At 64.6% G+C, this 21,776-nt stretch carries 22 protein-coding genes and 1 pseudogene; 8 read left to right on the top strand and 15 right to left on the bottom strand.

Annotated elements, in window-relative coordinates; all coding sequences use genetic code 11:
• The first annotated feature begins 102 nt into the window (after window positions 1–102).
• The 3 genes from trmA to trhA all read left to right on the top strand — a co-directional run bounded on the left by trmA (window position 103) and on the right by trhA (window position 2,959).
• Entirely contained in the window at window positions 103–1,191 is a 1,089-nt protein-coding gene (gene trmA, locus AC22G6_RS11510) for a tRNA (uridine(54)-C5)-methyltransferase TrmA (RefSeq protein ID WP_487366884.1), read from the top strand.
• Between the two features lie 78 nt (window positions 1,192–1,269).
• Window positions 1,270–2,169, top strand: coding sequence for a transglutaminase family protein (locus AC22G6_RS11505; protein WP_487366883.1), 900 nt, complete (start codon window positions 1,270–1,272; stop codon window positions 2,167–2,169).
• A gap of 172 nt (window positions 2,170–2,341) precedes the next feature.
• Window positions 2,342–2,959 carry a PAQR family membrane homeostasis protein TrhA gene (trhA, locus tag AC22G6_RS11500; protein ID WP_487366882.1) on the top strand — a complete coding sequence of 206 codons (618 nt, stop codon included), beginning with the start codon at window positions 2,342–2,344 and terminating at the stop codon, window positions 2,957–2,959.
• 97 nt (window positions 2,960–3,056) lie between these two features.
• On the opposite strand, the gene AC22G6_RS11495 is transcribed toward trhA, so the two are convergent.
• Window positions 3,057–3,986, bottom strand: coding sequence for a D-2-hydroxyacid dehydrogenase (locus AC22G6_RS11495; RefSeq protein WP_487366881.1), 930 nt, complete (start codon window positions 3,984–3,986; stop codon window positions 3,057–3,059).
• Between the two features lie 121 nt (window positions 3,987–4,107).
• On the opposite strand from AC22G6_RS11495, the gene AC22G6_RS11490 reads away from it, so the two are divergent.
• Complete coding sequence (locus AC22G6_RS11490) at window positions 4,108–4,611, top strand: hypothetical protein (protein ID WP_487366880.1); 504 nt, start codon at window positions 4,108–4,110, stop codon at window positions 4,609–4,611.
• Between the two features lie 9 nt (window positions 4,612–4,620).
• Window positions 4,621–6,423: an ABC transporter transmembrane domain-containing protein gene (locus tag AC22G6_RS11485; protein WP_487366879.1), complete on the top strand. Its 1,803-nt coding sequence runs from the start codon at window positions 4,621–4,623 to the stop codon at window positions 6,421–6,423.
• Between the two features lie 32 nt (window positions 6,424–6,455).
• Here AC22G6_RS11485 and AC22G6_RS11480 read toward each other — a convergent pair whose 3' ends face one another.
• From AC22G6_RS11480 to AC22G6_RS11435, 10 genes and pseudogenes are all read right to left on the bottom strand, one after another.
• Complete coding sequence (locus AC22G6_RS11480; RefSeq protein WP_487366878.1) at window positions 6,456–7,280, bottom strand: F0F1 ATP synthase subunit gamma; 825 nt, start codon at window positions 7,278–7,280, stop codon at window positions 6,456–6,458.
• On the bottom strand, window positions 7,277–8,752 hold the full coding sequence (locus tag AC22G6_RS11475; protein ID WP_487366877.1) for a F0F1 ATP synthase subunit alpha: 1,476 nt from the start codon (window positions 8,750–8,752) through the stop codon (window positions 7,277–7,279). The genes AC22G6_RS11480 and AC22G6_RS11475 overlap by 4 nt, the downstream gene beginning before the upstream one ends.
• Window positions 8,742–9,491, bottom strand: a complete 750-nt coding sequence (locus AC22G6_RS11470; RefSeq protein WP_487366876.1) for a F0F1 ATP synthase subunit delta — start codon at window positions 9,489–9,491, stop codon at window positions 8,742–8,744. The genes AC22G6_RS11475 and AC22G6_RS11470 overlap by 11 nt, the downstream gene beginning before the upstream one ends.
• Window positions 9,492–9,503: 12 nt before the next feature.
• Window positions 9,504–9,770 (bottom strand): ATP synthase subunit c family protein, encoded by a 267-nt coding sequence (locus tag AC22G6_RS11465; protein ID WP_108948760.1) that lies wholly within the window; start codon window positions 9,768–9,770, stop codon window positions 9,504–9,506.
• Window positions 9,767–10,456, bottom strand: a complete 690-nt coding sequence (locus AC22G6_RS11460) for a F0F1 ATP synthase subunit A (RefSeq protein WP_487366875.1) — start codon at window positions 10,454–10,456, stop codon at window positions 9,767–9,769. Before AC22G6_RS11460 ends, AC22G6_RS11465 begins: the two co-directional genes overlap by 4 nt.
• A gap of 36 nt (window positions 10,457–10,492) precedes the next feature.
• Complete coding sequence (locus AC22G6_RS11455) at window positions 10,493–10,840, bottom strand: AtpZ/AtpI family protein (protein ID WP_487366874.1); 348 nt, start codon at window positions 10,838–10,840, stop codon at window positions 10,493–10,495.
• The gene (locus AC22G6_RS11450; RefSeq protein ID WP_487366873.1) at window positions 10,837–11,235 is read right to left on the bottom strand and encodes a F0F1 ATP synthase subunit delta/epsilon; all 399 of its coding nucleotides are present in this window, start codon (window positions 11,233–11,235) and stop codon (window positions 10,837–10,839) included. Before AC22G6_RS11450 ends, AC22G6_RS11455 begins: the two co-directional genes overlap by 4 nt.
• Entirely contained in the window at window positions 11,232–12,617 is a 1,386-nt protein-coding gene (gene atpD, locus AC22G6_RS11445; RefSeq protein WP_487366872.1) for a F0F1 ATP synthase subunit beta, read from the bottom strand. The genes AC22G6_RS11450 and atpD overlap by 4 nt, the downstream gene beginning before the upstream one ends.
• Before the next feature lie 194 nt (window positions 12,618–12,811).
• A pseudogene (gene nudC, locus AC22G6_RS11440) lies at window positions 12,812–13,603 on the bottom strand (NAD(+) diphosphatase); the annotation flags it as partial.
• 96 nt (window positions 13,604–13,699) lie between these two features.
• Window positions 13,700–14,530 carry an AraC family transcriptional regulator gene (locus AC22G6_RS11435; protein ID WP_487366871.1) on the bottom strand — a complete coding sequence of 277 codons (831 nt, stop codon included), beginning with the start codon at window positions 14,528–14,530 and terminating at the stop codon, window positions 13,700–13,702.
• Window positions 14,531–14,718: 188 nt separating this feature from the next.
• On the opposite strand from AC22G6_RS11435, the gene AC22G6_RS11430 reads away from it, so the two are divergent.
• Window positions 14,719–15,267, top strand: a complete 549-nt coding sequence (locus AC22G6_RS11430) for a peroxiredoxin-like family protein (protein ID WP_487366870.1) — start codon at window positions 14,719–14,721, stop codon at window positions 15,265–15,267.
• 93 nt (window positions 15,268–15,360) lie between these two features.
• On the opposite strand, the gene AC22G6_RS11425 is transcribed toward AC22G6_RS11430, so the two are convergent.
• Window positions 15,361–16,689 (bottom strand): ferredoxin reductase family protein, encoded by a 1,329-nt coding sequence (locus tag AC22G6_RS11425; RefSeq protein ID WP_487366869.1) that lies wholly within the window; start codon window positions 16,687–16,689, stop codon window positions 15,361–15,363.
• Between the two features lie 199 nt (window positions 16,690–16,888).
• Here AC22G6_RS11425 and AC22G6_RS11420 point away from each other — a divergent pair, with 199 nt between their 5' ends.
• Window positions 16,889–17,911: a nucleoid-associated protein gene (locus AC22G6_RS11420; RefSeq protein ID WP_487366868.1), complete on the top strand. Its 1,023-nt coding sequence runs from the start codon at window positions 16,889–16,891 to the stop codon at window positions 17,909–17,911.
• 120 nt (window positions 17,912–18,031) lie between these two features.
• Here the strand turns inward: AC22G6_RS11420 and AC22G6_RS11415 are convergent, their stop codons facing one another.
• From AC22G6_RS11415 to AC22G6_RS11405, 3 genes are all read right to left on the bottom strand, one after another.
• Window positions 18,032–18,160 carry a hypothetical protein gene (locus AC22G6_RS11415; protein WP_267896505.1) on the bottom strand — a complete coding sequence of 43 codons (129 nt, stop codon included), beginning with the start codon at window positions 18,158–18,160 and terminating at the stop codon, window positions 18,032–18,034.
• A 113-nt stretch (window positions 18,161–18,273) separates the two neighbouring features.
• Window positions 18,274–19,005 carry a S1 family peptidase gene (locus AC22G6_RS11410; protein WP_487366867.1) on the bottom strand — a complete coding sequence of 244 codons (732 nt, stop codon included), beginning with the start codon at window positions 19,003–19,005 and terminating at the stop codon, window positions 18,274–18,276.
• A gap of 202 nt (window positions 19,006–19,207) precedes the next feature.
• Window positions 19,208–19,918 carry a YXWGXW repeat-containing protein gene (locus AC22G6_RS11405; RefSeq protein ID WP_487366866.1) on the bottom strand — a complete coding sequence of 237 codons (711 nt, stop codon included), beginning with the start codon at window positions 19,916–19,918 and terminating at the stop codon, window positions 19,208–19,210.
• A 278-nt stretch (window positions 19,919–20,196) separates the two neighbouring features.
• Here AC22G6_RS11405 and AC22G6_RS11400 point away from each other — a divergent pair, with 278 nt between their 5' ends.
• On the top strand, window positions 20,197–21,672 hold the full coding sequence (locus AC22G6_RS11400; RefSeq protein ID WP_487366865.1) for an aminoacyl-histidine dipeptidase: 1,476 nt from the start codon (window positions 20,197–20,199) through the stop codon (window positions 21,670–21,672).
• The last annotated feature ends 104 nt before the right edge of the window (window positions 21,673–21,776 follow it).

Raw genomic sequence — 21,776 nt, 5'->3', positions numbered from 1 at the left:
CGACGGCTGACAAGGGTATATTCCGCCCTCTGCCAACGGCCAGGTCCGTTCGACTCGCATCGGCTGCTTTCCATCGGGACGGCCTCAACACCCAAGGACATCATGCCCATTCCCACCATCGACCCCTCTACCTACGCAGACCAGCTCGCGGACAAGGTGTCGCAGTTCAAGCACAACTTTGCGGCCTTCGCGCTTCCCGAACCCGAGGTGTTTGCCTCCGAGCCCTTGCACTACCGCATGCGCGCCGAGTTCAGGATGTGGCACGACGGCGAGCGGATCGATTACGCCATGTTCGACCCTGCCGAGCCCAAGGTGCCGGTGACGATCGAGCAGTTCCCGCAAGCCTGCGAATCCATCAGTGCAATGATGCCGCGACTGCGCGAGCGTCTGCAGGGCAGCCAGGTACTCAGGCACCGTCTGTTTCAGGTCGAGTTTCTGGCGACGCTGAGCGGCGAGATGCTGATCACGCTGGTGTACCACCGCCCGCTGGACGAGAGCTGGGAGCCGGCCGCCCGCGAGCTGGCGGCTGAGCTCGGCGTGAAGCTGATCGGACGCAGCCGCAAGCAGAAGATCGTGCTTGAGCAGGACTGGGTGCTGGAATCCTTCGAGCTCAACGGACGTCAGCTGCGCTACCAGCAGATCGAAGGCAGCTTTACCCAGCCCAATGCCGGCGTGAATCGCAAGATGCTGGGCTGGGCCTGCGCCCAGGCTGCCAGTCTGGACGGCGATCTGCTCGAGCTTTACTGCGGCAATGGCAACTTTACCGTCGCGCTTGCGCCGTGCTTCGGCCGTGTGCTCGCGACCGAGGTGAGCAAGACTTCGGTGGGCGCCGCGAACTACAACCTGCTGACGAACGGCATCGACAATGTGCAGATGGTGCGCATGTCGAGCGAGGAGATCAGCGGCGCGCTGGCCCGCACGCGCGAGTACCTGCGCATGAAGGACGTCGATCTCGACAGGTATCGCTTCACCACGCTGTTTGTCGATCCGCCGCGCAGCGGACTGGACGCACCCACGGTGGAACTGGCACGCGGTTTCGACCGCATCCTGTACATTTCATGCAATCCGCAGACGCTGCAGGACAACGTCGCTGCGCTGCAGGACACGCACCAGATCAGCGCTGCAGCGGTGTTCGACCAGTTTCCGTACACGCACCACCTCGAATGCGGGCTGCTGCTGACACGCCGCTGACCCACAGAAGCCGGAAAATGAATGTTGCGCGGGCGGTGCCCGCACACATCGAGACACGAAGTATCAAAGGAGCAGCACATGGCACGATTGAAGGTTTCGCATAAAACGGTCTATCGCTACAGCGAGCCGGTCGCATTCAGCGAGCACCGCTTCATGTGCCGTCCGCGGGACAGTCACGACCTGCGCCTGGTCGATACCGGGATCAGCATCAATCCGCCGGCCAAGCTGCGCTGGATTCACGATGTGTTCAGCAATTCGGTGCTGATTGCGAGCTTTGAAGAGCAGGCTTCAGAACTGGTGTTCGACTCCACCTTCGTGGCCGAGCACTATCCGTCCGCGCCCGATGTCGACATGATCGAAACCTATGCGGAGCGGCTCCCGTTCAGTTACGACGCCAGTGAGATACCCGATCTGGCCCGCTGCAACGAGCGCCAGTACAAGGACCCCGAGCACCGGGTCGACGCCTGGGTGCGCAAGGTGTGCGCCGACGCCGGCACTGACCGCACGCTGGACGTGCTGATTGCCATTACCCATGCGATCAAGGCCCAGTTTACCTACGAGTCGCGCGACGAGGAGGGCACCCGCACGCCGATCGAAACCCTCAATCTCGGTAGCGGCAGTTGCCGCGATTTCGCCCTGTTCATGATGGAGGCTGTACGCAGTCTCGGTCTGGCAGCGCGCTTCGTGTCCGGTTACCTCTACGACGAGTCCCTGCTGGGTGCCGAAAGCGGCATGGTTGGCGGTGGCGCGTCGCATGCCTGGGTGCATGTCTATCTGCCGGGCGCGGGCTGGCTGCCGTTCGATCCGACCAACGCAATCGTCGGTGGACGCAACCTGATCCGGGTTGCCGTGGTGCGCGACCCTTCACAGGCGGCGCCGCTGACGGGCAGCTACATCGGTTCGCCGGACGCCTTCAGGGGCATGACGGTTGAAGTCAAAGTGACGGTGGAATCGGCAGCGCCCGAGAACACAGCCTGATCGCCTTGTCGTGAGCGTTTCCCCTAGCGCTCACTGACTGTGTTGTCAGGACATGTTTCCGGCCCGAACGAATCCGTTCGGCGTGGCTCACAGCCATTGTCTTTACTGTGACGAACCGGAAACGTGGCAACTGCTGCCGTTTGCGACGCATCGTCCGAGAAAGGGAGCAGTCGTGTATCACGGCGAAAGATTCAACAGCTACAGCCACCTCGTGGGTACACTGCTCGCGCTCACCGGCGCAGTCGTGCTGATCGTGATCGGCGCGCTGAGCGGCGATCCGTGGAAGATCGTCAGCTTTACCATCTATGGCGCCACCCTGGTCATGCTGTATGGCTTCTCCACCGCCTATCACAGCACCAAGGGCGACTTGAAGCGCTTCTTCCGCAAGCTCGACCACAACGCCATCTACCTGCTGATCGCAGGCACCTATACGCCCTTTACGCTGGTCAGTTTGCGCGGGCCATGGGGGTGGTCGCTGTTCGGCGTGATCTGGGGGCTGGCGCTGGTGGGGATCGTCCAGGAGTTCGTGCTCGGAAAGCGCACACGAGCGCTGTCGCTGGTGCTGTATGTGCTGATGGGCTGGGCCGCACTGGCGGCGATCTTCCCACTGATCGAAGCCCTGTCACCTGCAGGCTTTGCCTGGGTTGCGGTGGGCGGGCTCATCTATACGCTGGGGATCGTGTTTTACGTCTTCGATGAAAAGTTCGCCCACTGGCACGGTATCTGGCACCTGTTTGTGATCGCAGGAAGTGCCGTGCATTACTTTGCGATTCTGTTCTACGTGGCCTGAGGGCTGCGGTTCGCCCTTGCCGCAGTGCGTCTTCCGTCGCGTCCCTGCGCATCGGGACAGCGCAGAGACGGGCGGGGTGACGGCGGGTGCAGCGAATTCAGTAGGGCCTGAGAAAGTCCACTTCGCCTTTCAGCGCTTCACCCGCATTGAATCTGCGCAGATTCTCGACAAACAGTTCGCAGATCAGGGATGGAAGGGTGGGGCCGGCAATATGCCCGGTGAGGGTCAGGTTTGGCGTTGTCCAGAACGGATGCGCCGCAGGCAGGGGTTCCTCGCGAAAGACATCCAGCACGGCGCCCGCGAGCCGGCCCTGTTCGAGTGCGCTGATCAGCGCGCGGTCGACAACTGCGCTGCCGCGCCCAACGTTGATGAAGATCGCACCGGGCTTGAGCGCAGCGAAGAAGGCGTCGTCGAAGATGTCAGTGGTCGCTGCCGTGTCCGGCAGGATGTTCACCACGAAGTCTGCATCGGCAGCCGCGGTGCACAGATCGTCCATCGTCACCACGGTATCGAAATGCGTGACGGGCTTTGTGCTCGTCGCAACGCCGGTCAGGCGGACGCCGAACGGCCGCAGAAAGCCTGCCACCGCTTGCCCGATTTCGCCCGCACCAACAATCAGGACTTTGCTGCCGGACAGGATTCCCGGCGCCACGGCATTCCATTCACGCCTGGTCTGGCTCAGTGCGCGCGCGCGTGTTTGCTGTGTGTGTTCCAGCAGGCGCGCAAGAACATACTCCGCAATCGGTTGACCGAAAATGCCGACCGCCCGGCTGAGCCGGTAATCCGTGGGCAGGCCTGTCGCCAGCAAAGGCCTGATTCCGGCCCATGTCGACTGAAGCCAGCGCGGTTTGCACCCTTTGCTCAGCAGCTTGGCGGCCGTGTCTGGTGAGCCAAACCAGATATCGCAGCGTCGCACCGATTCGAGATCATCCAGCTCTTCGACGAACTCGATTTCAGCGGCTGACAGTGCAAGCAGACGCTTGATCTCAGTTGCCTGTGAGTCGAAGAGCAGAACGGCGGTTGTCATGTGAAAACTCCAGCGCAAGTGGGCTGCAATGGTGAGACCCGGAGTCCGGTCGCGTCAATGGCAGCGGTCTTTTCCCTGAAAGCAGGCCCTGCCGGGTGCGCTGCAGCAGTAAAATGGCGCGATGACTGAGATGACAAGCAGCGAGTCCGACGGGCTCGACGAATCTGCGCCGATCAAAGAGGCGCGACTGTGGTGCGACGACGGCTGGACCGCGCGCGTGATCAAGAACGAAGATGACGAGGGCTGGGCGGTGTCGATGACCATCGACGGCGAACCCGAGCCAGCGCTGGTCGGCCCGTGGACGATGGGGCGCGACAAGAAGAATCCAAAGCCGCTCGACGCCAACGCGTTCAATACGCTGGTCAAGACCGCGTCCGAGTTCAGGCGTCGGCACGAGCAGCAACTGCACGCGATGTTTCACAAGAAGGTCACGGTGAATAGCGACGACGGCCGCATCGACGTCACGCTCGATATCGAACCCGACGAGTACGACCCCTACGCGATGCTCGCCGCCTTTGATGCCAATGGCGAGGAGCTGGCGCGGCTGAGGGTGTCGGCGGGCTTCAAGCTCACCACCAGCAGCGCAAACGCATGGGTTGCGAACGAATTTCGCAAACCGGCCTGAGGCTCAGCGATGAAACAGGCGCGGCAGGATGCCGGGAAGGGCCCGCGGCGGCTTTCGGTATTGAGCGGGCTGTGGCCATTTCTGCGTCCCTACCGCGTGCGTATCGCACTGGCCTTCGTGCTGCTGTGCGTGGCGTCGGGCACCATCCTGCTCGTTCCGCTGGCGTTTCGCGATCTCATCGATTTCGGCTTCGGGGCGCAAAGCCGTGAGGCGGCGGGCAAGGGGCTGCTCGGGGCGCTGAGTCTGAACGGCCATTTCGTGGCGTTGTTCGGGCTGGCCAGCCTGTGGGCGCTCGCGGTGGCGATGCGCTATTACACCGTGTCCTGGGTGGGCGAGCGCGCAACGGCGGACTTGCGCAATGCGGTGTATGCGCGGGTGCTGTCGCAGTCGCCGCAGTTCTTCGAGACCTTGCAGACTGGCGAGGTGCTGTCGCGCCTGACTGGCGACACCACGCTGATCCAGACCGTGGTCGGCAGTTCGATCTCGATGGGGCTGCGCAGCCTGTTCCAGTTCATCGGCGGCATGATCATGCTGGCCGTGACCAGCTTCTATCTGTTTTCCCTCAACCTGGTGCTGATGGTCCTGCTGGTGCTGCCGATCATGGTCATCGGGCGCAAGGTGCGGCGCCTGTCGCGCGAATCGCAGGACCGCATTGCCGATACGTCGGCGCTGGCCGGCGAGATCCTGAATGCCATGCCCACGGTGCAGGCCTGTACCCAGGAGCAGGAAGAGGCGCGGCGTTATTCAGACCGCACCGAAACCAGCTTCGTCACTGCAATCCGTCGCACGCGGGTGCGTGCCGCGCTGACGGCGCTGATCATCACCGCGGTGATGGGGACGATCATCTTCGTGCTGTGGATCGGTGCGCGCCAGGTGCACGACGGCCTGATGACCGGTGGCGAGCTGGCCTCCTTCGTGCTCTATGCGGCGCTGGTGGCAGGCGGGGTGGGGACCATGGCGGAAGTATGGGGCGACGTGATGCGCGCGGCTGGCGCGACCGAGCGTCTGCTCGATCTGCTGCATGCCGAATCCGCCATCCGCGAGCAGGACGAACCCGAACAGCCGGCGCCCGCGGCGCAGGTTGGCATCCGGCTCGATCATGTGGTGTTCGCCTATCCCGGTCGCCCGCAGGTGCGTGCGCTGGACGACATCAGCCTCGACATCCGTCCGGGTGAGCGTGTTGCGCTGGTGGGGCCGTCGGGTGCGGGCAAGACCAGTCTGTTCCAGCTCCTGCTGCGCTACTACGACGTGACCGGCGGCAGCGTGCTGATCAACGGGCAGGACATCCGCCAGCTCAGTCTGCACGATCTGCGCAAGGACATCGCCATCGTGCCGCAGGACCCGGTGATCTTCTCCGCCAACGCGCTGGAGAACATCCGCTACGGGCGCATGGATGCGACCGACGAAGAAGTGATGCAGGCGGCGCGCGCGGCACTGGTGGATGAATTCATCGGCCGTCTGCCCGAGGGCTACCAGACCTTCCTCGGCGAGCGCGGCACGCGGCTGTCGGGCGGGCAGCGCCAGCGCATTGCCATTGCACGTGCGATTCTCAAGCATGCACGTCTGCTGCTGCTGGACGAGGCCACCAGTGCGCTCGATGCCGAATCCGAGATCCTCGTGCAGCAGGGGCTGAACGCCGCGATGGAGGGGCGCACCACGCTGATCATCGCCCATCGCCTCGCCACCGTGCAGAAGGTCGATCGCATCGTGGTGATGGAGGGCGGGCGTGTCGTCGAAACCGGCACCCCGGAAGATCTGCGCAAGCAGGGTGGGCTGTATTCCCGGCTCGCGGCGCTGCAACTGGACCTCTGAGCGGGGCGGGCGCGCGGCCATCGCAACCTGGGTCAGGGCTCCCTGCTGCCCAGGCTCGACAGCAGGATGATCTCGATTTCCTCGGTGATTTCCTCCTGGCGCGCCCGGTTGCTGCGCCGGCCAAGCTCTTCGAGCTGTTCGTCGATGCGGTGGCCGGCTTGCTCCATGTGTTCGAGCCTGAGCTGGTTCTCGTGCAGCAGCGCGTCATACAGTGCGCCACCGAGCGCAGTTTCGAGAAACTGATCGATCAGGCCGGCGTGAAACCCCTGCGGCGACAGATTCAGCTGCAGTGCATGGCTGCGACGCGGCCCGTCCCGGCGCGGCTCGGGTGCGGGCAGCAGCGAATGGTGTTTCGTGCCGCCTTCCACCAGATAGAGCAGGCTGAGTGCGGGCGGACCGAACGGGCGTGCTCCCTTGAGCAAGGGGGTGAGCTGAGCGACGAGGTTTGCCAGTACGTTCCGCACCTCATCCGCAAACCCCGCACCGGGGATACTGGCTGCGAAGTCGCGGGTCCAGGCGTCGGCAAGGCGGCTGCCGACGAGCACGATCTGCGCGTCCTCGCGGATGCTTTCCGCTGCAGCAATCAGGCGCTGGTTGAGGTCGCCGCAGAATCCGCGCTCGGAACCGATCAGGCACACGACTTCGCCATGAGGGGCGGCGGGCGCGATGTGGCCGGAATAGTCGGCAATGAAATCGGCCAGAGTGTGTTCCACGATGTCGGCGGCGGCGCGCTGGGCGTCGATGAAGGTATTGATGCGGCGGCTCTCGACGAGGGCGAGGTTCTTCATCGCGCCGAGCAGCTCGCCGATGTCGGCGAGGCTGTCGATATGGTTCTCCAGCTCGCGGCGTTTGCTCATGCTTGTTCGGCGGCGGTGCTCAGCCAGCCGCGCACCGCCGTCAGCCATTCGGCGCGCGGGCTGTCGAGCGTGAGGCCAGTGCCTGCCGCACCGGTGCGCAGGCGGTGCAGCGCGGTGTCGAGCTCACCATCGTCGAGTCCGTCGAGCAGCGTCTCGTTGCAGGCGATGAGCCAGGCGAGCTGGTCGAGGGCGCTGTGAGGGTCGAGGCGGTCCTGGGCGAGGATGTCGCGCAGCAGCCGTCCGCGTCGGATACGGGCTTCCATCGAGGCTTCGAGCTTGGCGCCGAAACGGGTGAACACTTCGAGTTCGAGAAACTGCAGGTAGTCCAGCTTCATGCGTCCGGCTTCGCGCTTGATGGCCTCGTGCTGGGCCTTGCCGCCGATGCGCGAGACCGAGCGCGTGATGTCGATGGCAGGCAGCACGCCACGGGCGAACTGCTTGCTGTCGAAGTGGATCTGGCCGTCGGTAATCGAGATCAGGTTGGTCGGGATGTAGGCCGCAATCTCGCCCTGCTCGGTCTCGGCGATCGGCAACGCGGTCATGCTGCCGCCACCATTGGCCGCGCTGAGGCGGGTGGAGCGCTCGAGCAGCCGTGCGTGCAGATAGAAGATGTCGGCCGGATAGGCTTCGCGCCCCGGCGGGCGGCGCAGCAGCAGCGACAGCTCGCGATACGCCCGCGCATGGGTGGTGAGGTCGTCATACACGATCAGGGCGTCGTGGCCGGCGTTCATCCAGTCTTCGGCAATCGCGCAGCCGGCGAATGGGGCCAGGTAGCGGATGCCGGTGCTGGCCGTGGCTTCGGCCACGACCAGGGTGGTGTAGGCGAGTGCGCCGTGGGCACGCAGGGTATCGATGGTCTGCACGACGGATGAGCGCTTCTGCCCGATCATGACGTACAGGCAGCGCACGTTCTGGTCGCGCTGGCTGATGACGGCGTCCAGTGCGAGTGCGCTCTTGCCGGTGCCGTTGTCTCCAATCAGCAGCTGGCGCTGGCCGCGGCCGATCGGAATGAGGGTGTCGACGATCTTGCTGCCGGTGTAGAGCGGGCGGTCGACGAAATCGCGCGCGATGATTGGTGGGGAGTCGCCCTCCACCGCGCGGCGGCCGCTGCAGTCGGGCGCCGTGCCGCCATCGAGTGGCATGCCCAACGGGTCGATGACCCTGCCCAGCAGGCCGTCGCCTGTCGGCATGGTGAGGATGTCGCCGGACTGGCGTGCCTCGCAGCCGGGCATGAGCGCGGGTGTGGTAGTGAGCAGAATGGCGCCGATACGGTCGGGCGCGAGATGAAAGACCAGCGCCTCGCTGCCATCCGAGATCCTGACGATGCCATCCATGCGCGCCGAAGGCAGGCCTTCGATCCACACCACGCCATCGCCGACCGAAGTCACCTTGCCGCGCTCGACGATGCGCAAGCGCGGGCTGTAGCTGGCGCTGTCCGCTGGCGCGGGCGGATCAAGATGCTCAGCACGCACGGCGGGCTCCCGAACGGAAAAACGCCAGCTCGTCGGCAAGGCTCGCGGCAAGCATCCAGGGGCCGATGCCAACGCGCAGCCCCGACTGCATGGACTCATCGATCTGTTTCGTCATCGGCAGGCTGCGGCCCAGCGTGTCCGTGAGGGCCTTAAGCAGACGCGACTCGTCGGCCTCGCTCAGGGCGCGCGCGGTGGTGAGCTGCAGGCTGGCCTCGGGCGCAGCGGCAGCGTCGTGCAAGGCCTCGAGCTGCTCGGCGGGCAGTGTGGCGAGATCCTCGATGAGCATGTCCACAAGCCGGGTGTCGAGCTCGTCACCGGACAGCCGGCCGAGCAGACGGCTGACGAAACTCAGGGCGGCGGCGCGTGCGGCATCGCCTGCCTTGCGACCGGCATCGGCCGTCTGCTTTTCGACAAGCGCAACCTGGCGCTCGCGCTCTGCGGCCAGTTCTGCATCGAGCTTGGCCATGAGGCGGCGGCGTTCTGCTGCGATCTCGTCTCCCAGTCTGGCCATGTCGGCTGCCTGTGCGCTGTCCTGTTCGGCGAGCTTGCGCTCGTAGTCCTGACGCAGGGTTTCCGCGCGCGCCTCGGCGTCACGGGCGTCGCTCAGTGCCTTCTCGATTCCCTCGCGGCGGCGGGCGATCACGTCGAGCACCGGCCGGTACAGGAAGCGCTTGAGCAGCCATACCAGCACCAGAAAATTGACGATCTGGAGCAGGAAAGTCGTCCAGTCCAGTTGCATGATCGGTCGTCCTTACTTGAGCAGGTATTCGAGCAGCGGGTTGCGAAACAGCACGATGAGCACCACCACCAGCACATAGATGGCCAGCGATTCGATCATTGCCAGACCGATGAAGAGCAGGCGCGAGATGGACTTCTCGGCTTCGGGCTGGCGCGCAATCGCGTCGAGCGCCTGGCTGATGGCGCGGCCCATGGCCAGCGCCGGAAAGAACACGCCGAGCGCGATGGCAAACAGCGCGCCAACCGTGGACAGCGTGGTGAAATAGGTCATGTCGTTCATGAAGAGACTCCTGCCTTGATACGGGATGATCGGGTTTGCTGCGACTGGATGCCGCCCGAGATGTACACCAGCGCCAGCATGCCGAAGATGTAGGCCTGCACCAGCGCTTCGACGATGTGCAGGGCGAGCACCGGCACCGGCACCAGGAAACCGGCGACCAGCAGCACAAGGATCGCGGCGGTCTCCAGGCTCATGACGTTGCCGAACAGGCGCACGGCCAGCGCTACGGTGCGCGAGATCTCGCTGATGATGTGGAAGGGCAGCATGATCGGGCTGGGCTGAACGTAGTGCGCGAGATAGGCGCGAAGCCCTTCGCCACGGATGCCGAACCAATGCACCGACAGGAACACCAGTATCGCCAGGGCTGCCGTGGTGGAGAGATCCCCCGTCGGCGAACTTGCGCCGGGCAGCACGCCCACCAGGTTGGCAATGGCAATGAAGATCCACAGCGTGCCGATGAAGGGCAGCAGACGCACGCCGTAGTCGGGCAGGGTGTCGTCAATGGCGTCGTGGATGGTGCCGACGATACCCTCGAGCAGGGTCTGGAAGGTGCCGGGGTCGAGCTTCAGGCGTCGGGTCGCAAGCGCGCACAGCACGGTGAGGCCGAGCATCACCGCCCAGGTCGTGGCCACCGGGCGGGTGATCGCCAGGGGGCCGATGGTGAAGATGATCGATTCGGTATCCATGGTCGGCTCAGTCGGTCAGTGCCGGAGATCGGGCGTTCATGGGTGCTCCTCCAGATAGCGATAGACGTTGATGCCGCCGATGACCACGCCGAGCAGGATCAGGCTCACCGTCCACCGCACCGAATAGCCTTCGGCAAGGCCGTCGAGCCAGCGCCCAAGATAGGCGCCGCCGACCACCGGCAGCACGAACAGGCCAGCGATGGTGCCCATGAACACGGTATAGCCGAGCACGCTGCGACGCTCGCGCTCGCCCTTCTCGATGCGGGCGACGTCCTTGTCCACCGCGTCGTTGAGCGCTTCGCGACGGGACGCTGCAGGTGTGTTCCCGTCTGGGTGGCCGGATGTGTCTGCAGGCGTGTCCCTGGGCTCTGCGGGGCGCATCATCTTCGCTCCAGATCCCACAGCCGTTGTGCGAGTGCGGTTTCCAGCTGGTCGAGGTTGTGTCTCAGGTCGGCGTGCTGCCGGGCCTCGCGTTCGAGCGCTGCATCCAGTTCGGCACGGACCCTGCTCAGCTCCTCACCCACGACGAAGCTGTGGGTGGCGATGGCGAGGACGTTGTCGGCAAAGCGCAAGGTGCCACCAGGCAGTGCGAGGTAGCGCCAGCGGGCCGCCCCGGCTTCGCGGAAGCGGGCGAGGCCGGGTGCCAGTATCGTGGCCATGGGGATATGGTCCGACATGAGCCCGAACTGCCCCGAGGCATCGCTGCCGACGAAGCTGGCGACTGCATCGAAGCGGGTCTGCAAGGTCGCGCTGGCGATGTGCAGGCTGAAGGTGCTCATCTGCCTGTCCCCTGCATGCTGCCGCGCATGTAGCAGTCGGCCTCGGGCACCGAATCGTGATCGCCGCGCAGAAAGGCTTCGCAGTCGTCCAGGGTGTCGCCGAGCGGCACCGATACCCCGGGAATGCCGGTGTGCGGGCTGACGACGTGGAAGGGCTGGGTCAGGTAGCGTTGCAGCCGCCGCGCGCGCCCGACGATGCGGCGGTCGGTCTCGGACAGCGATTCGACGCCGAGCATGGCAATGATGTCTTCCAGTTCGCGATAGCGGGCGAGGTGTTCGCGCACGTTCTCGGCCACGTGGTAATGACGTTCGCCGAGGAAGTGGCGATCCATCATCTTGCTGTTCGACAGCAGCGGGTCGACCGCAGGGTAGATGCCTTTTGCGGCCTGGTTGCGCGACAGCACCACCATGGTGTCGAGGTGGCTGTAGATGGCGTTCACGGCAGGGTCGGTCATGTCGTCGGCGGGGACATACACGGCCTGCACCGAGGTGATGTTGCCGGCCGCGCTCGAGGAGATGCGTTCTTCGAGTTCGGCGACCTCGGACAGCAGTGTGGGCTGGTAGCCGACGGTTGCCGGCATGCGCCCGAGCAGGCCGGAGATCTCGCTGCCGGCCTGGACGAAGCGGAACACGTTGTCGATCAGCAGTAGCACGTCCTTGCCCACCGTGTCGCGCAGGTATTCGGCGTAGGTCAGGCCGGTGAGGCCGACGCGAAAGCGCACGCCGGGCGATTCGTCCATCTGTCCGAACACCATGATCGTGCGCGGCATGACGCCGGCCTCGCGCATGTCGTGCCACAGTTCGTGACCTTCGCGGATGCGCTCGCCGATGCCCGCAAACACCGATACGCCTTCATGCAGCTGAATGACGGCGTTCATGAATTCGGTGATGAGCACGGTCTTGCCCACGCCTGCACCGCCAAAAAGGCCGGTCTTGCCGCCACGCACGAACGGGCAGAGCAGATCGATGACCTTGATGCCGGTCTCCAGCACGCTCTCGGCGGCGCGTGCGTCGGCAAGCGGGCCGGGCGGGGCGACCAGGGGGCGGTACGCTGTGGTGTCGATGGGGGCTTCGCCATCGAGCGGATTGCCGAAGACGTCGAGGAGGCGTCCGAGGCAGGCCGACGCGACCGGGATCTGCAACGGGCCGCCGGTATCCATGACCGGCATGCCGCGCGCCAGACCCGCCGTGCGGTGCAGTGCGATGGCCCGGACATGGCCCTCCCCGAGTTCGCGGAACACTTCGAGGATGCAGCGCTCGCCATTGGGCTGGGCGTAAAGCGCCCGGTGCAGGGGCGGCGGCACGTCGCACACGATATCGACCACCGGGCCTTTGACCGCCTCGATGGTGCCGATTTTGCGAACGGGTGGTACGGGAGTCATGGAACTGCCGAATGCTGTCGCCATTGGCATCATGCTACGCCGCTTCATGCCTGGATTAAATGGCGTGGAAGGTTTTCGGCAAACGAAATGTCCGATGTCGCGATCAGCCGCGGTGATGCCCGCTCACCACAGGACAGGGGTGGCGCGCTCAGCCTGCAAGGGGCGAAGGCGCCGTCGCCGGGCCTGCTGTCATGTCATGCGTGATCGCGTCCGCTGCCCTGTGTGCAGGCCGCATCGATCAGTTGCCGTGCGATGCTCAAGGGCGCGGGCAACAAGGGGAGTGCGCTGGGCAGGAACCAGTCTGCGGCCTCGATCTCGGACGGTTCCGGTGTGATCTCGCCGCCCGCGTAGTCGGCGAAGAAGGCGAGCATCAGCGAATTGGGGAAGGGCCAGGACTGGCTGTGAAAGTAGCGCAGATTGGTGATTTCGATCCCCACCTCTTCGCGCACCTCGCGCACGGCACACTGCTCCAGGGTTTCGCCGGCCTCGACAAAGCCGGCCAGCGCGCTGAAGACACCCGGTGCGAAGTGCGGACTGCGTGCCAGCAGGAGTTCTTCACCACGGCGTATCAGCACCATGACCGCAGGGGAAATGCGCGGGTAGGCCACCAGCCCGCAGGCACTGCAGGTCATGACCCGTTCGCCCGCCGCCATTTGGGTTGGGGTGCCGCAGCGCCCGCAGAAGCGGTGGTTGCGCTGCCAGTCCAGGAGCTGGGTCGCGCGTCCGGCAAGCGCAAATGCTTCGGCACCGGCCAGCCCGAAGAGGGCGCGCACGGGAGTCAGTTCGGCGTTGAGGCCGGATGGCAGCGTGTCGATATCGGCCGCATAACATGGCGCGCCCTGCCATTCGCCGATCAGCAAGGCGTCGGCGGGGCTGTCGAGTTCGTGTGGCAGGCCGAACGGAAACGCGGTCACGCCGGTCGGATCGTTGACGGTCAGCAGCCGGTTTTCGTGGCGAAGCAGCCAGTAGCACGATGTGCTCATGACAGTGCCTGTGTTCGCATGTCTGGACCGGTGTTCTGCTTGCCGGGTCTGTCGTTCTTCAACTTGCGTACTCCTTGTCGTCGAGGCGCGACCGTCAGTCTATGTTTCTGCGGCGAGCGCGTCACTGCAGCGTGCGTTCGAGCGCGACAGCGCGCGCGATAACGCCGCGGTGCTGGCATAACCGCTGTCGCGCGCGGCCTGTTTGAGACCGGCGCCGCTGCGTACGGCCTGGCTCGCAATCGACAGCCTGACCTGTGCCAGGTACTTGCCCGGCGGCTGGTGCATCAGTTCGCGAAAGCGCGTGGCGAACGCGGTGCGAGACATGCCGGCTTCCTCGGCAAGCATCTCCAGTGTCCATTGCGTCTGCGGCGCCGCATGGATCGCGACCAGGGCACGGGCGATACGGGTGTCGGCAAGGCCATTGAACAGTCCGCTCGTTGTCTGAGGCTGGGCAACGAGGTGACGCAGCAGGCCGATGAAAAGAATGTCGCCCGCACGGTCGAGCAGTGCCGGCTGTCCGCAACGCGGGTTGCTCAGTTCGGATGCGATCAGGCGCACGACGTAGCCCAGCGAGGCATCGGATTCGTCGAGCTCGAGAACCAGCGGTTTGGAGAACTCGTTGAGCAGCAGGGCGGCGGCAGGCCCCTCCAGCGCGGCCTCGGCGCACATCAGCGCATCGGGCTCCGATACCGTGATCGAGTGCGCAATGTCGGCGCGGCAGACGACGATCGCGGGCGCGTTTGCACGGGCGTCCGGATTTGCCTGAGTCTGCAGGCGGATGTCACCTTGCGCGATCAGGTGCAGGTGCAGACGGGATGCCTGGGCGGCATCGAAGCTGAGCGTCGATAAACCACTGCGCGGACGCATGACGCCGACGCGCGGTGCGAGACCGTCAATCAGGGCGGAGAGTCTGTCGAGGCGATTAGGCATGTCGTGATTGATCACTGTGTTTGTACGAACTGCAATCAAAATAGTATTTTGTGTTGCAATAAGTACATCATAATGCATCCGTCGGATCAAGCACGACGTCTGTTGCAACAACACGGACTCGTGTCCGGATCCTTTTTCCGGTGCTGCTTTACGGTGGCGCCTCAAACCGATTTCATGGATGAGAAACAATGACCGTAAATGCCCTGATTCCCCGCCAGCCCGTCCCCGCACTCAACGTCCCGCTGATCGATGGCAGTCGTTTCGTCCTGGGCGCTGCGCCCGGCGAACGCTTCGATCTGGTCGTTTTCTATCGTGGCCTGCATTGCCCGATCTGTGCCAAGTACCTGGTCGAACTCGAGCGCCTGGCACCGCAGTTTGCTGAGCGCGGCGTACAGATCATTGCCGTCAGCAGTGACGACGAGGAGCGCGCCAAGCTGATGGCCGAGAAGGTCAGCGCCAGCGGCATCAAGTTCGGCTATGGCCTGAACCTTCACAGTGCGCGCCAGTGGGGCCTGTATATCAGCACCTCGCGTGGCAAGACCTCGATCGGTATCGAGGAGCCGGGGCTCTTCAGCGAGCCGGGTGTATTCCTCGTTCGTCCCGACGGCACGCTGTACTACGGTGCAGTGCAGACCATGCCGTTTGCCCGTCCCCAGTTCCAGGATCTGCTGGGCGCCATCGACTTCGCGATCAAGGCGGACTACCCGGCGCGCGGCGAATACACCGGCGCGCTCTGATCGCTGCGACGGTTTCCGTCGATCAGAAACAACTCGGGGCCGGGTGTCGCATTGCGATACCCGGCCCCTTGCGCGTGGACAGCGTCCGGCAGCTCAACGCATGTCGAACAGTTCCTGGTGGAAGTCGTCTGCGCTCAGACCGCTCGAGGCGAAATCCCTGCGTAGCGCACTGCCGAAGCCTGCCGGGCCGCAGAACCAGACGTCGCTGCGTTTCCAGTCGGGCACCTGCTGACGGATCCGCTCGGCGTTGAGGCGCCCGTCCTTGTCCGCTACCAGCACATGCAGGCGGATCCTGGCTGCATCCGCAATCTGGCGGATGCGCTCGATAAAGCCCTTGTCGGGTGCGCTGGTGCTGTAGAAGAGGTCGATCGCCGGTGCATCCGGTTTGCCGATCAGGCTCTGCATGCGGGCAATGAAGGGGGTGATGCCAATGCCCCCGGCAACCCAGATCTGGCTGGGCTTGTCGCTCTCGAACTCGAAGCGGCCGTAGGGGCCCTCGACGCTCACCGAATCGCCCACTTTAAGGCTGCCAGGCAGCCGGCGGGTGTAGTCGCCGATGCCCTTGATCAGGAAGAACAGCTTGCCGTCGCCTTGCCATGCAGAAGAGATGGTGAAGGGGTGCGGGCCTTCGGCGGGGTCGAAGGTGACGAAGGCGAACTGGCCGGCCTTGTGCCCGGCCCAGCGGCCGTCAAGCTTGACGGCAACCTTCAGCACCCGGTTCTCTGCGTGGTATTCGAGCGCTTCGATTGTGCCGTGTGCCTTGCGTCGGCTGCCAACCTTCCGGGTCAGCGAGATCACCGCCCCGACACTGCCCGCAGCCATCAGCACGGCCATCAAGGGCCCAATGATTTCGCCCCAGTAAGTGAACTTCATCAGCACCACGGCGTGTGCGACCAGGGCCAGATAGGCGATCGCGAGAATGCGGTGGGTCTTGAAGAAATAGCGGTAGGGAAACCACTTCACGAGCGCCAGCACCATCAGCACAACCGCACCGTAGAAGGCCCATTCGCCGACCGACTCGGCAAGGCTGCGCTGACTGTCGAGGAAGGCAAACACTGCATTTGTCTGCTCGACGCGCGGGCCGCGCTGCGGGCGTTCCATCCAGCCCCAGCCGACCATCCATTTGGGTGCGTTGGCCAGCAGCCAGTGCAGCACCGAGGCCACCAGGCCGGTGATGCCCAGCCATTTGTGCAGGCGGTAGCCCTTGTCGAGTCCGCCGAGCACGGGTTCGAGCGCGGCCGGTCGCATGGCGAGGATCATGCCGACGCTCATGACGCCGATGCCGATGATGCCGCTGTAATTGATCAGCGATGCGCGGTAAGCGAAGAAATCGTATGGGATCGAGAGGATGTTGTCGGCCAGCAGCCAAAGCGCAGTCAGCCCCGCGATCAGGAGCAGGTAAGCCAGTTTGATGTTTTTCATGATGAGACTCTTTTCTGAGCGTGGTGAATGCCGGTCCAGAACGCGATTCCGTCTCGGGCGGAGTCGGCTATCCGGCACAAAACATTCTAGACATCATGGTTAAGCGACTTTGTACCGAAGCGTACATGTCCGGGATGCTGTGAGCGGCGGGCGCAGGCATGAGAGAATTCGGCCCCCCGAATGCCCCCGAGTCCGTCGCATGAGCCCGAATCAGCCCAGCCAGATCCAGCACACCATTACCGATCTTGTCGTTCATCGTCTGATCAAGGAGGCGCAGGCCCCGGCCGCGATCGAGTTGCGCGCAGCGGGGTGTCCGCTCGACGATGCCGCAGTGCGACTCGTCGAACGCCTGTGTACCCACTACGCCGATCGATCGAGCAAGGGCTTCGGCCGCTTCGAGGAGGACGAGGAGAGCTTTCCGATGCCACGGCTGTTGCGCGCGCATGTGGTCGAGCGCAGCGCCGACTTCATCACGCTGTCCCGGCACATGATGGAGCAGCTGCAGATCTGCGCGCACGATGAGGAGCTCGATGCCAGCGCGTTCGTGGTGATCGCACGCATCACCGAGGGCGGCACCGACTGCCTGTGGGTGGCGCTGGTGGGCGAGAGCATTGGCTCTGCAATCAGCGGCACGCTCGACATCGTCGATTGCAGTTACCTCGATTTTTCCAGCCTGCGGGCGGCCGGCCGCATCGACCTCGCGGGCTGGCAGCGTGGCGACGAGCGTTACATCAGCTTTCTGAAGGGGCGCGGCGATGTCGCCGCCTGGTTCAAGCGCTTTCTGGGCTGCAGCGATATCGTGATTGCGCTCAAGGAAACCAAGAAGCTGGTGCTCGCGCTCAATCAGTTTGTGGAGACCGAGCGGCTGGAGGCGCCGGCGCGGGATGCGCTGCTGGAGCGTGCCCATGGTTATCTGGATGAGCTTGGGGAGACGGGCGAGCCGGTCGCGCTCGATGAGATCGCGCGTCAGGTGTGGCCGGAGCAGCCGGAGCGCCTGGATACGGCGCTCAATTCCGAAGCCATCAAGCTGAGCAGCGGTTTTGTGCCCGACCGGCGTGCCATTCGCCCGCTGGTGCGCTTTCGCGCCAGCGGCGAACAATGGAAGCTGGAATTTGATCGCAGCGGATTGCGTTCGGGCGCCATCCAGTATGACCGCGCCTCGGATACGCTGGTGCTGTCCGGTCTGCCGGACTATCTGAAGAAGATGCTGCTGGAAGAGTAATCAGCCTGCGCATGCGGTGCACGAACCGAACACCTGGAAGCCGGGCGTGTTCAGTGGCCGCATGCTGGCCTCGACCGGGTGCCCGCCTCGCGAACGGCAGGCCGGTAAAGCAGTGCTGCCTCAGCGCCCGGGAACGAGCGGCTTTACGTCGGACTCGTGTTTCTTGGCCTGCTTGGCCGCCTTTTTTTCCTTCGGGCTCAACGCGGGTTGTTTTCGCGCTTCCTTGTTGCTGTGTTGTGACTTGCCCATGATGTTTCTCCTGGTGGGCACCTGCTGTTGCAGGTGCTCATCCAGTATAGGCCGTGCAGGGCAGGGAAACCGTCTTCAGGAAAATATGCTGGTGCGGACCGTGCCCGCCTGGCCTAGTTCTCGGTGAGTGTCAGCAGGATGTCGGCATACCATGCGCAGTTCAGGCCCAGGGCCTCGTCCACCTGCTGATCGCGGGAGCCGACGTCCAGGCGCGCCGAGTGAATGCCGAGCAGCATCCACGGCAGTTCGGTGTGTTCATCCTCGGGGTGCTTGATGCGCATCACCACCGGGGCGCCGCTGGTGCCGCGATGGGTGCGCGCATCGGTGAGAAAGTAGCCGTTGCCCTGAAAGCGCAGACCGAAAGAGGACGCGATGATTGCATGGCGGACGACGGGCATGTGGCTGAGGGTGTCGTGAAAACCCAGCGGAAAACCGACCACCAGCAGCGAGGTGCCGACTTCGACCTGGTCGAAGTGCCCTAGCAGGTGCTCAGGGGTGAAGGCGTAATAGAGGGCTTGTTCCGGTAGCGCATTGCGGTCGATTTCGATCACGGCAACATCGATATTGCCTGCATTGTCGAGCCCCTCGCGCCAGAGGCCCTCGCCATCGCAGTAAAGCGGTATCGAGAACCCGGTCGACTCGGCGAGGTTGTCGGCATCCATGTGCAGCTCGATCTCGATCCGGTTCGGCTGATGCATGTTGGCCAAGTCGCACACGACATGCCTGCTGGTGACCACGAACAGACGGTCGTTGCGCTCGAAGAAGAAGCCGCTCGCGTTGGTCAGCAGTTGCTGATCGAAGAAAGTGACAATTCGCGCAGATGTCAGGAGCAGGGGTTCGATCATGTTCGGGTCGACGTAATGAGGGCGCAGCGGCGAGAACGGAGGGCGCAGCGGCGAAACCGGATGTGCATGTAAAGCCCTGAGGCGGACCCCAGTGCTGCCGCTCCGGATATTGTGCGCCTCCGGCATGCCGGCGTCACCTGCCGGGAGACCCCGGCGTCAGCGTCCTCGTTCCCGCAGTGTGCACCGGCTGCCCGTCCGGGGACTAGTTCCGGCGCTCGCCGTCGCCGCGTTCCTCATCTCTCGACCGCCCGTTGCGCGACTCGCTCCGGTCGCGACTGCGCTCGGTTGTCTGGGCCTCGTCGCGGCTGCGTTCCTGCCGGTTGCGCGTTTCGGGTTCGGTCTGGCGGGTTTCCCGTCGCTCGCTGCGCTGCTGGTTTGGTTCCTGGCCCCGCTCCCGCGTGTTCTGCTCACGTCCGCGGTCACGGTCGCGGTCGCGCGAGCTGCGGTCCTGTTCCTGAACTGCCGCGCGCTCGCGCCGCGAGTCATCGCGCTGATCGTGCGCGGCGCGATCCCGCAGAGCGCGTTCGCGTTGTGCCTGCTCGGCAGCGCGGGCGCGTTGGGCACGCTCGCGCTCTATCGCCAGCGCCTGACGCTGCTCCTGCACCCGCATGCGCTCGATCTCAAGCATGCGCTCCCGGCGCTGGAGCTCGTAGGCGTGGCGGGACGGGGGCGCCCAGCGTCCCGGAACCCACTCGTGACGATGTCCGCTCCAGATCCAGTTGCCTTCGATCCAGATGTAGCCGATCGACGGCGGATAACCGCGGTATTCGACACGAGGCGGCGGTGTGACGTAGATCGTGTCGCCACGATCGTAATAGGGCTCGGCAGGTGCGACCACACAGGCGCTCACCGACAGCGCGAGAATCAGCGGAAGCGTCCAGCGGGCGGTCTGTTTCGGAATGCGGATGTTCATGTCTGGCTGCTCCCGGTAAGGCTGAAAATGTTCCGCGTCGAGTCCCGCAGCGTCAGACCGACATTAGGCCATCCTTTGCATCCGGGCTGTTACGCAAGGTAATTTCTTGTAAAGGCTTATGTCTTACGGGGTAGCTGACTGGTGCGCCGGAGGCCGCGGATACGTTCCGCATGAGGGAAGCGACCTCGCCCTGCAAACACGCTATCCTTTTCGCGAAAGGGATCTGCGCGCGGGCGACACAATGTCGGCCGCTGTTTCGACTGAAGAGGATGTGCAGGATGGATTTGTCCGGTCTTGAACCCGCTGCCGTATGGCGGCATTTTTCCACGCTGTGCCGCATTCCGCGGCCCTCGCGGCATGAACAGGCGATACGGGATGAGCTTGCGGCCTGGGCGCAGGCGCGCGGGCTGGGCGCAAAGGTCGATGAGACCGGTAACCTGATCCTGTCCAAGCCCGCCACACCGGGCTATGAGAACCACCCTGGCGTGGTGCTGCAGGGCCATCTCGACATGGTGTGCCAGAAGAATGGCGGCAGCAGCCATGACTTCATGCACGATTCCATCAAGGCGGAACTGCGTGATGGCTGGCTGGTGGCCGACGACACCACGCTTGGGGCGGATAACGGCATCGGGGTCGCGCTCGCGCTGGCGGTGCTTGAATCGGACGATGTTGCGCATCCTGCACTGGAAGTCCTGCTGACGCTCGACGAGGAATCGGGCATGAGCGGCGCCCACGGGCTGAAGCCGGATGCCGTGCGCGGGCGCTTGTTGATCAACATCGATACCGAGGACTGGGGCGAGTTCTATCTTGGCTGTGCGGGCGGCGCGGACGTGGTGGTCGACGCGGCGATGGAGGCCGCGCCCGTGCCCGCGGGACATCAGGCGCTGCGCATCGTGGTGGATGGCCTGCGCGGCGGGCACTCGGGCGTGGATATCCATCTGCAGCGCGGCAATGCGATCAAGCTGCTGCTGCGGGTGCTGCATACGCTGGCTGCAGCCGGGGTGGACTACCGGGTGGCGACGCTGGAGGGCGGTACTGCGCGCAATGCACTTGCGCGAGAAGCGCAGGCCTTGATCGTGCTGGCGGACGGCGGTGCCGAGGCACTGCAGGCTGCGCTGGCGCGTGCCCGCGACGAGATTGCCGAAGAGCTGGGTGGGGTGGATGACGGGTTTCGTCTGCGCCTGCTGCCGGAACCGGGTGTGCCGTCACGGGTGCTAAGCGACGAGGCCGGCCGGCGTGTGATTGCCGCGCTGCACGTGGCGCCGCATGGCGTCAGGCGCATGAGTCAGCGGGTGCCCGGCGTGGTTGAGACCTCGAGCAATCTCGGCGTGTTGCGGGTGGACGCAGAACACATCCACGCCACGCTGATGGTGCGCTCCCTGCTCGACGCCGGTACCCGCGAACTGGCGTCCGAGATCGTCAGTCTGTTTTCCCTTGCGGGAATGTCCGCTGCGGTGCGCGAGCCCTATCCCGGCTGGGCGCCCAACCCGGACTCCGGCCTGCTCGCCTTGTTTCAGACAGTGTATCGACGCGAATTCGGTGGTGACGCCGCGGTAAAGGTGATCCACGCTGGTCTGGAGTGCGGCATCCTGACCGCGATCTGGCCGGACATGGACATGATCTCCTTCGGTCCGAACATTCGCGGTGCCCATGCGCCGGGCGAGCGGGTCGAGGTGGCCAGCGTGGCGCAGGCCTGGCGCCTGCTGGTGGCCGTGCTGGCGTCGATTCCGCCGCATCCTCCGTCCCGGGCGTGACCGGTCTGGCCTGCAGCAGCGAGGCGGGTTTTGTGCCCGGGTGAAGGTGAAGGCCCGGGCAGGAACCTTGGTTCGATGTTCGAGGCCCGATGCAAAGCGCGTAT

The organism is Parazoarcus sp. PS-13 R2A (assembly GCF_057621855.1).
The sequence above is the reverse complement of the archived record's forward strand: the minus strand, read 5'-3'. Positions and strand labels throughout refer to the sequence as shown.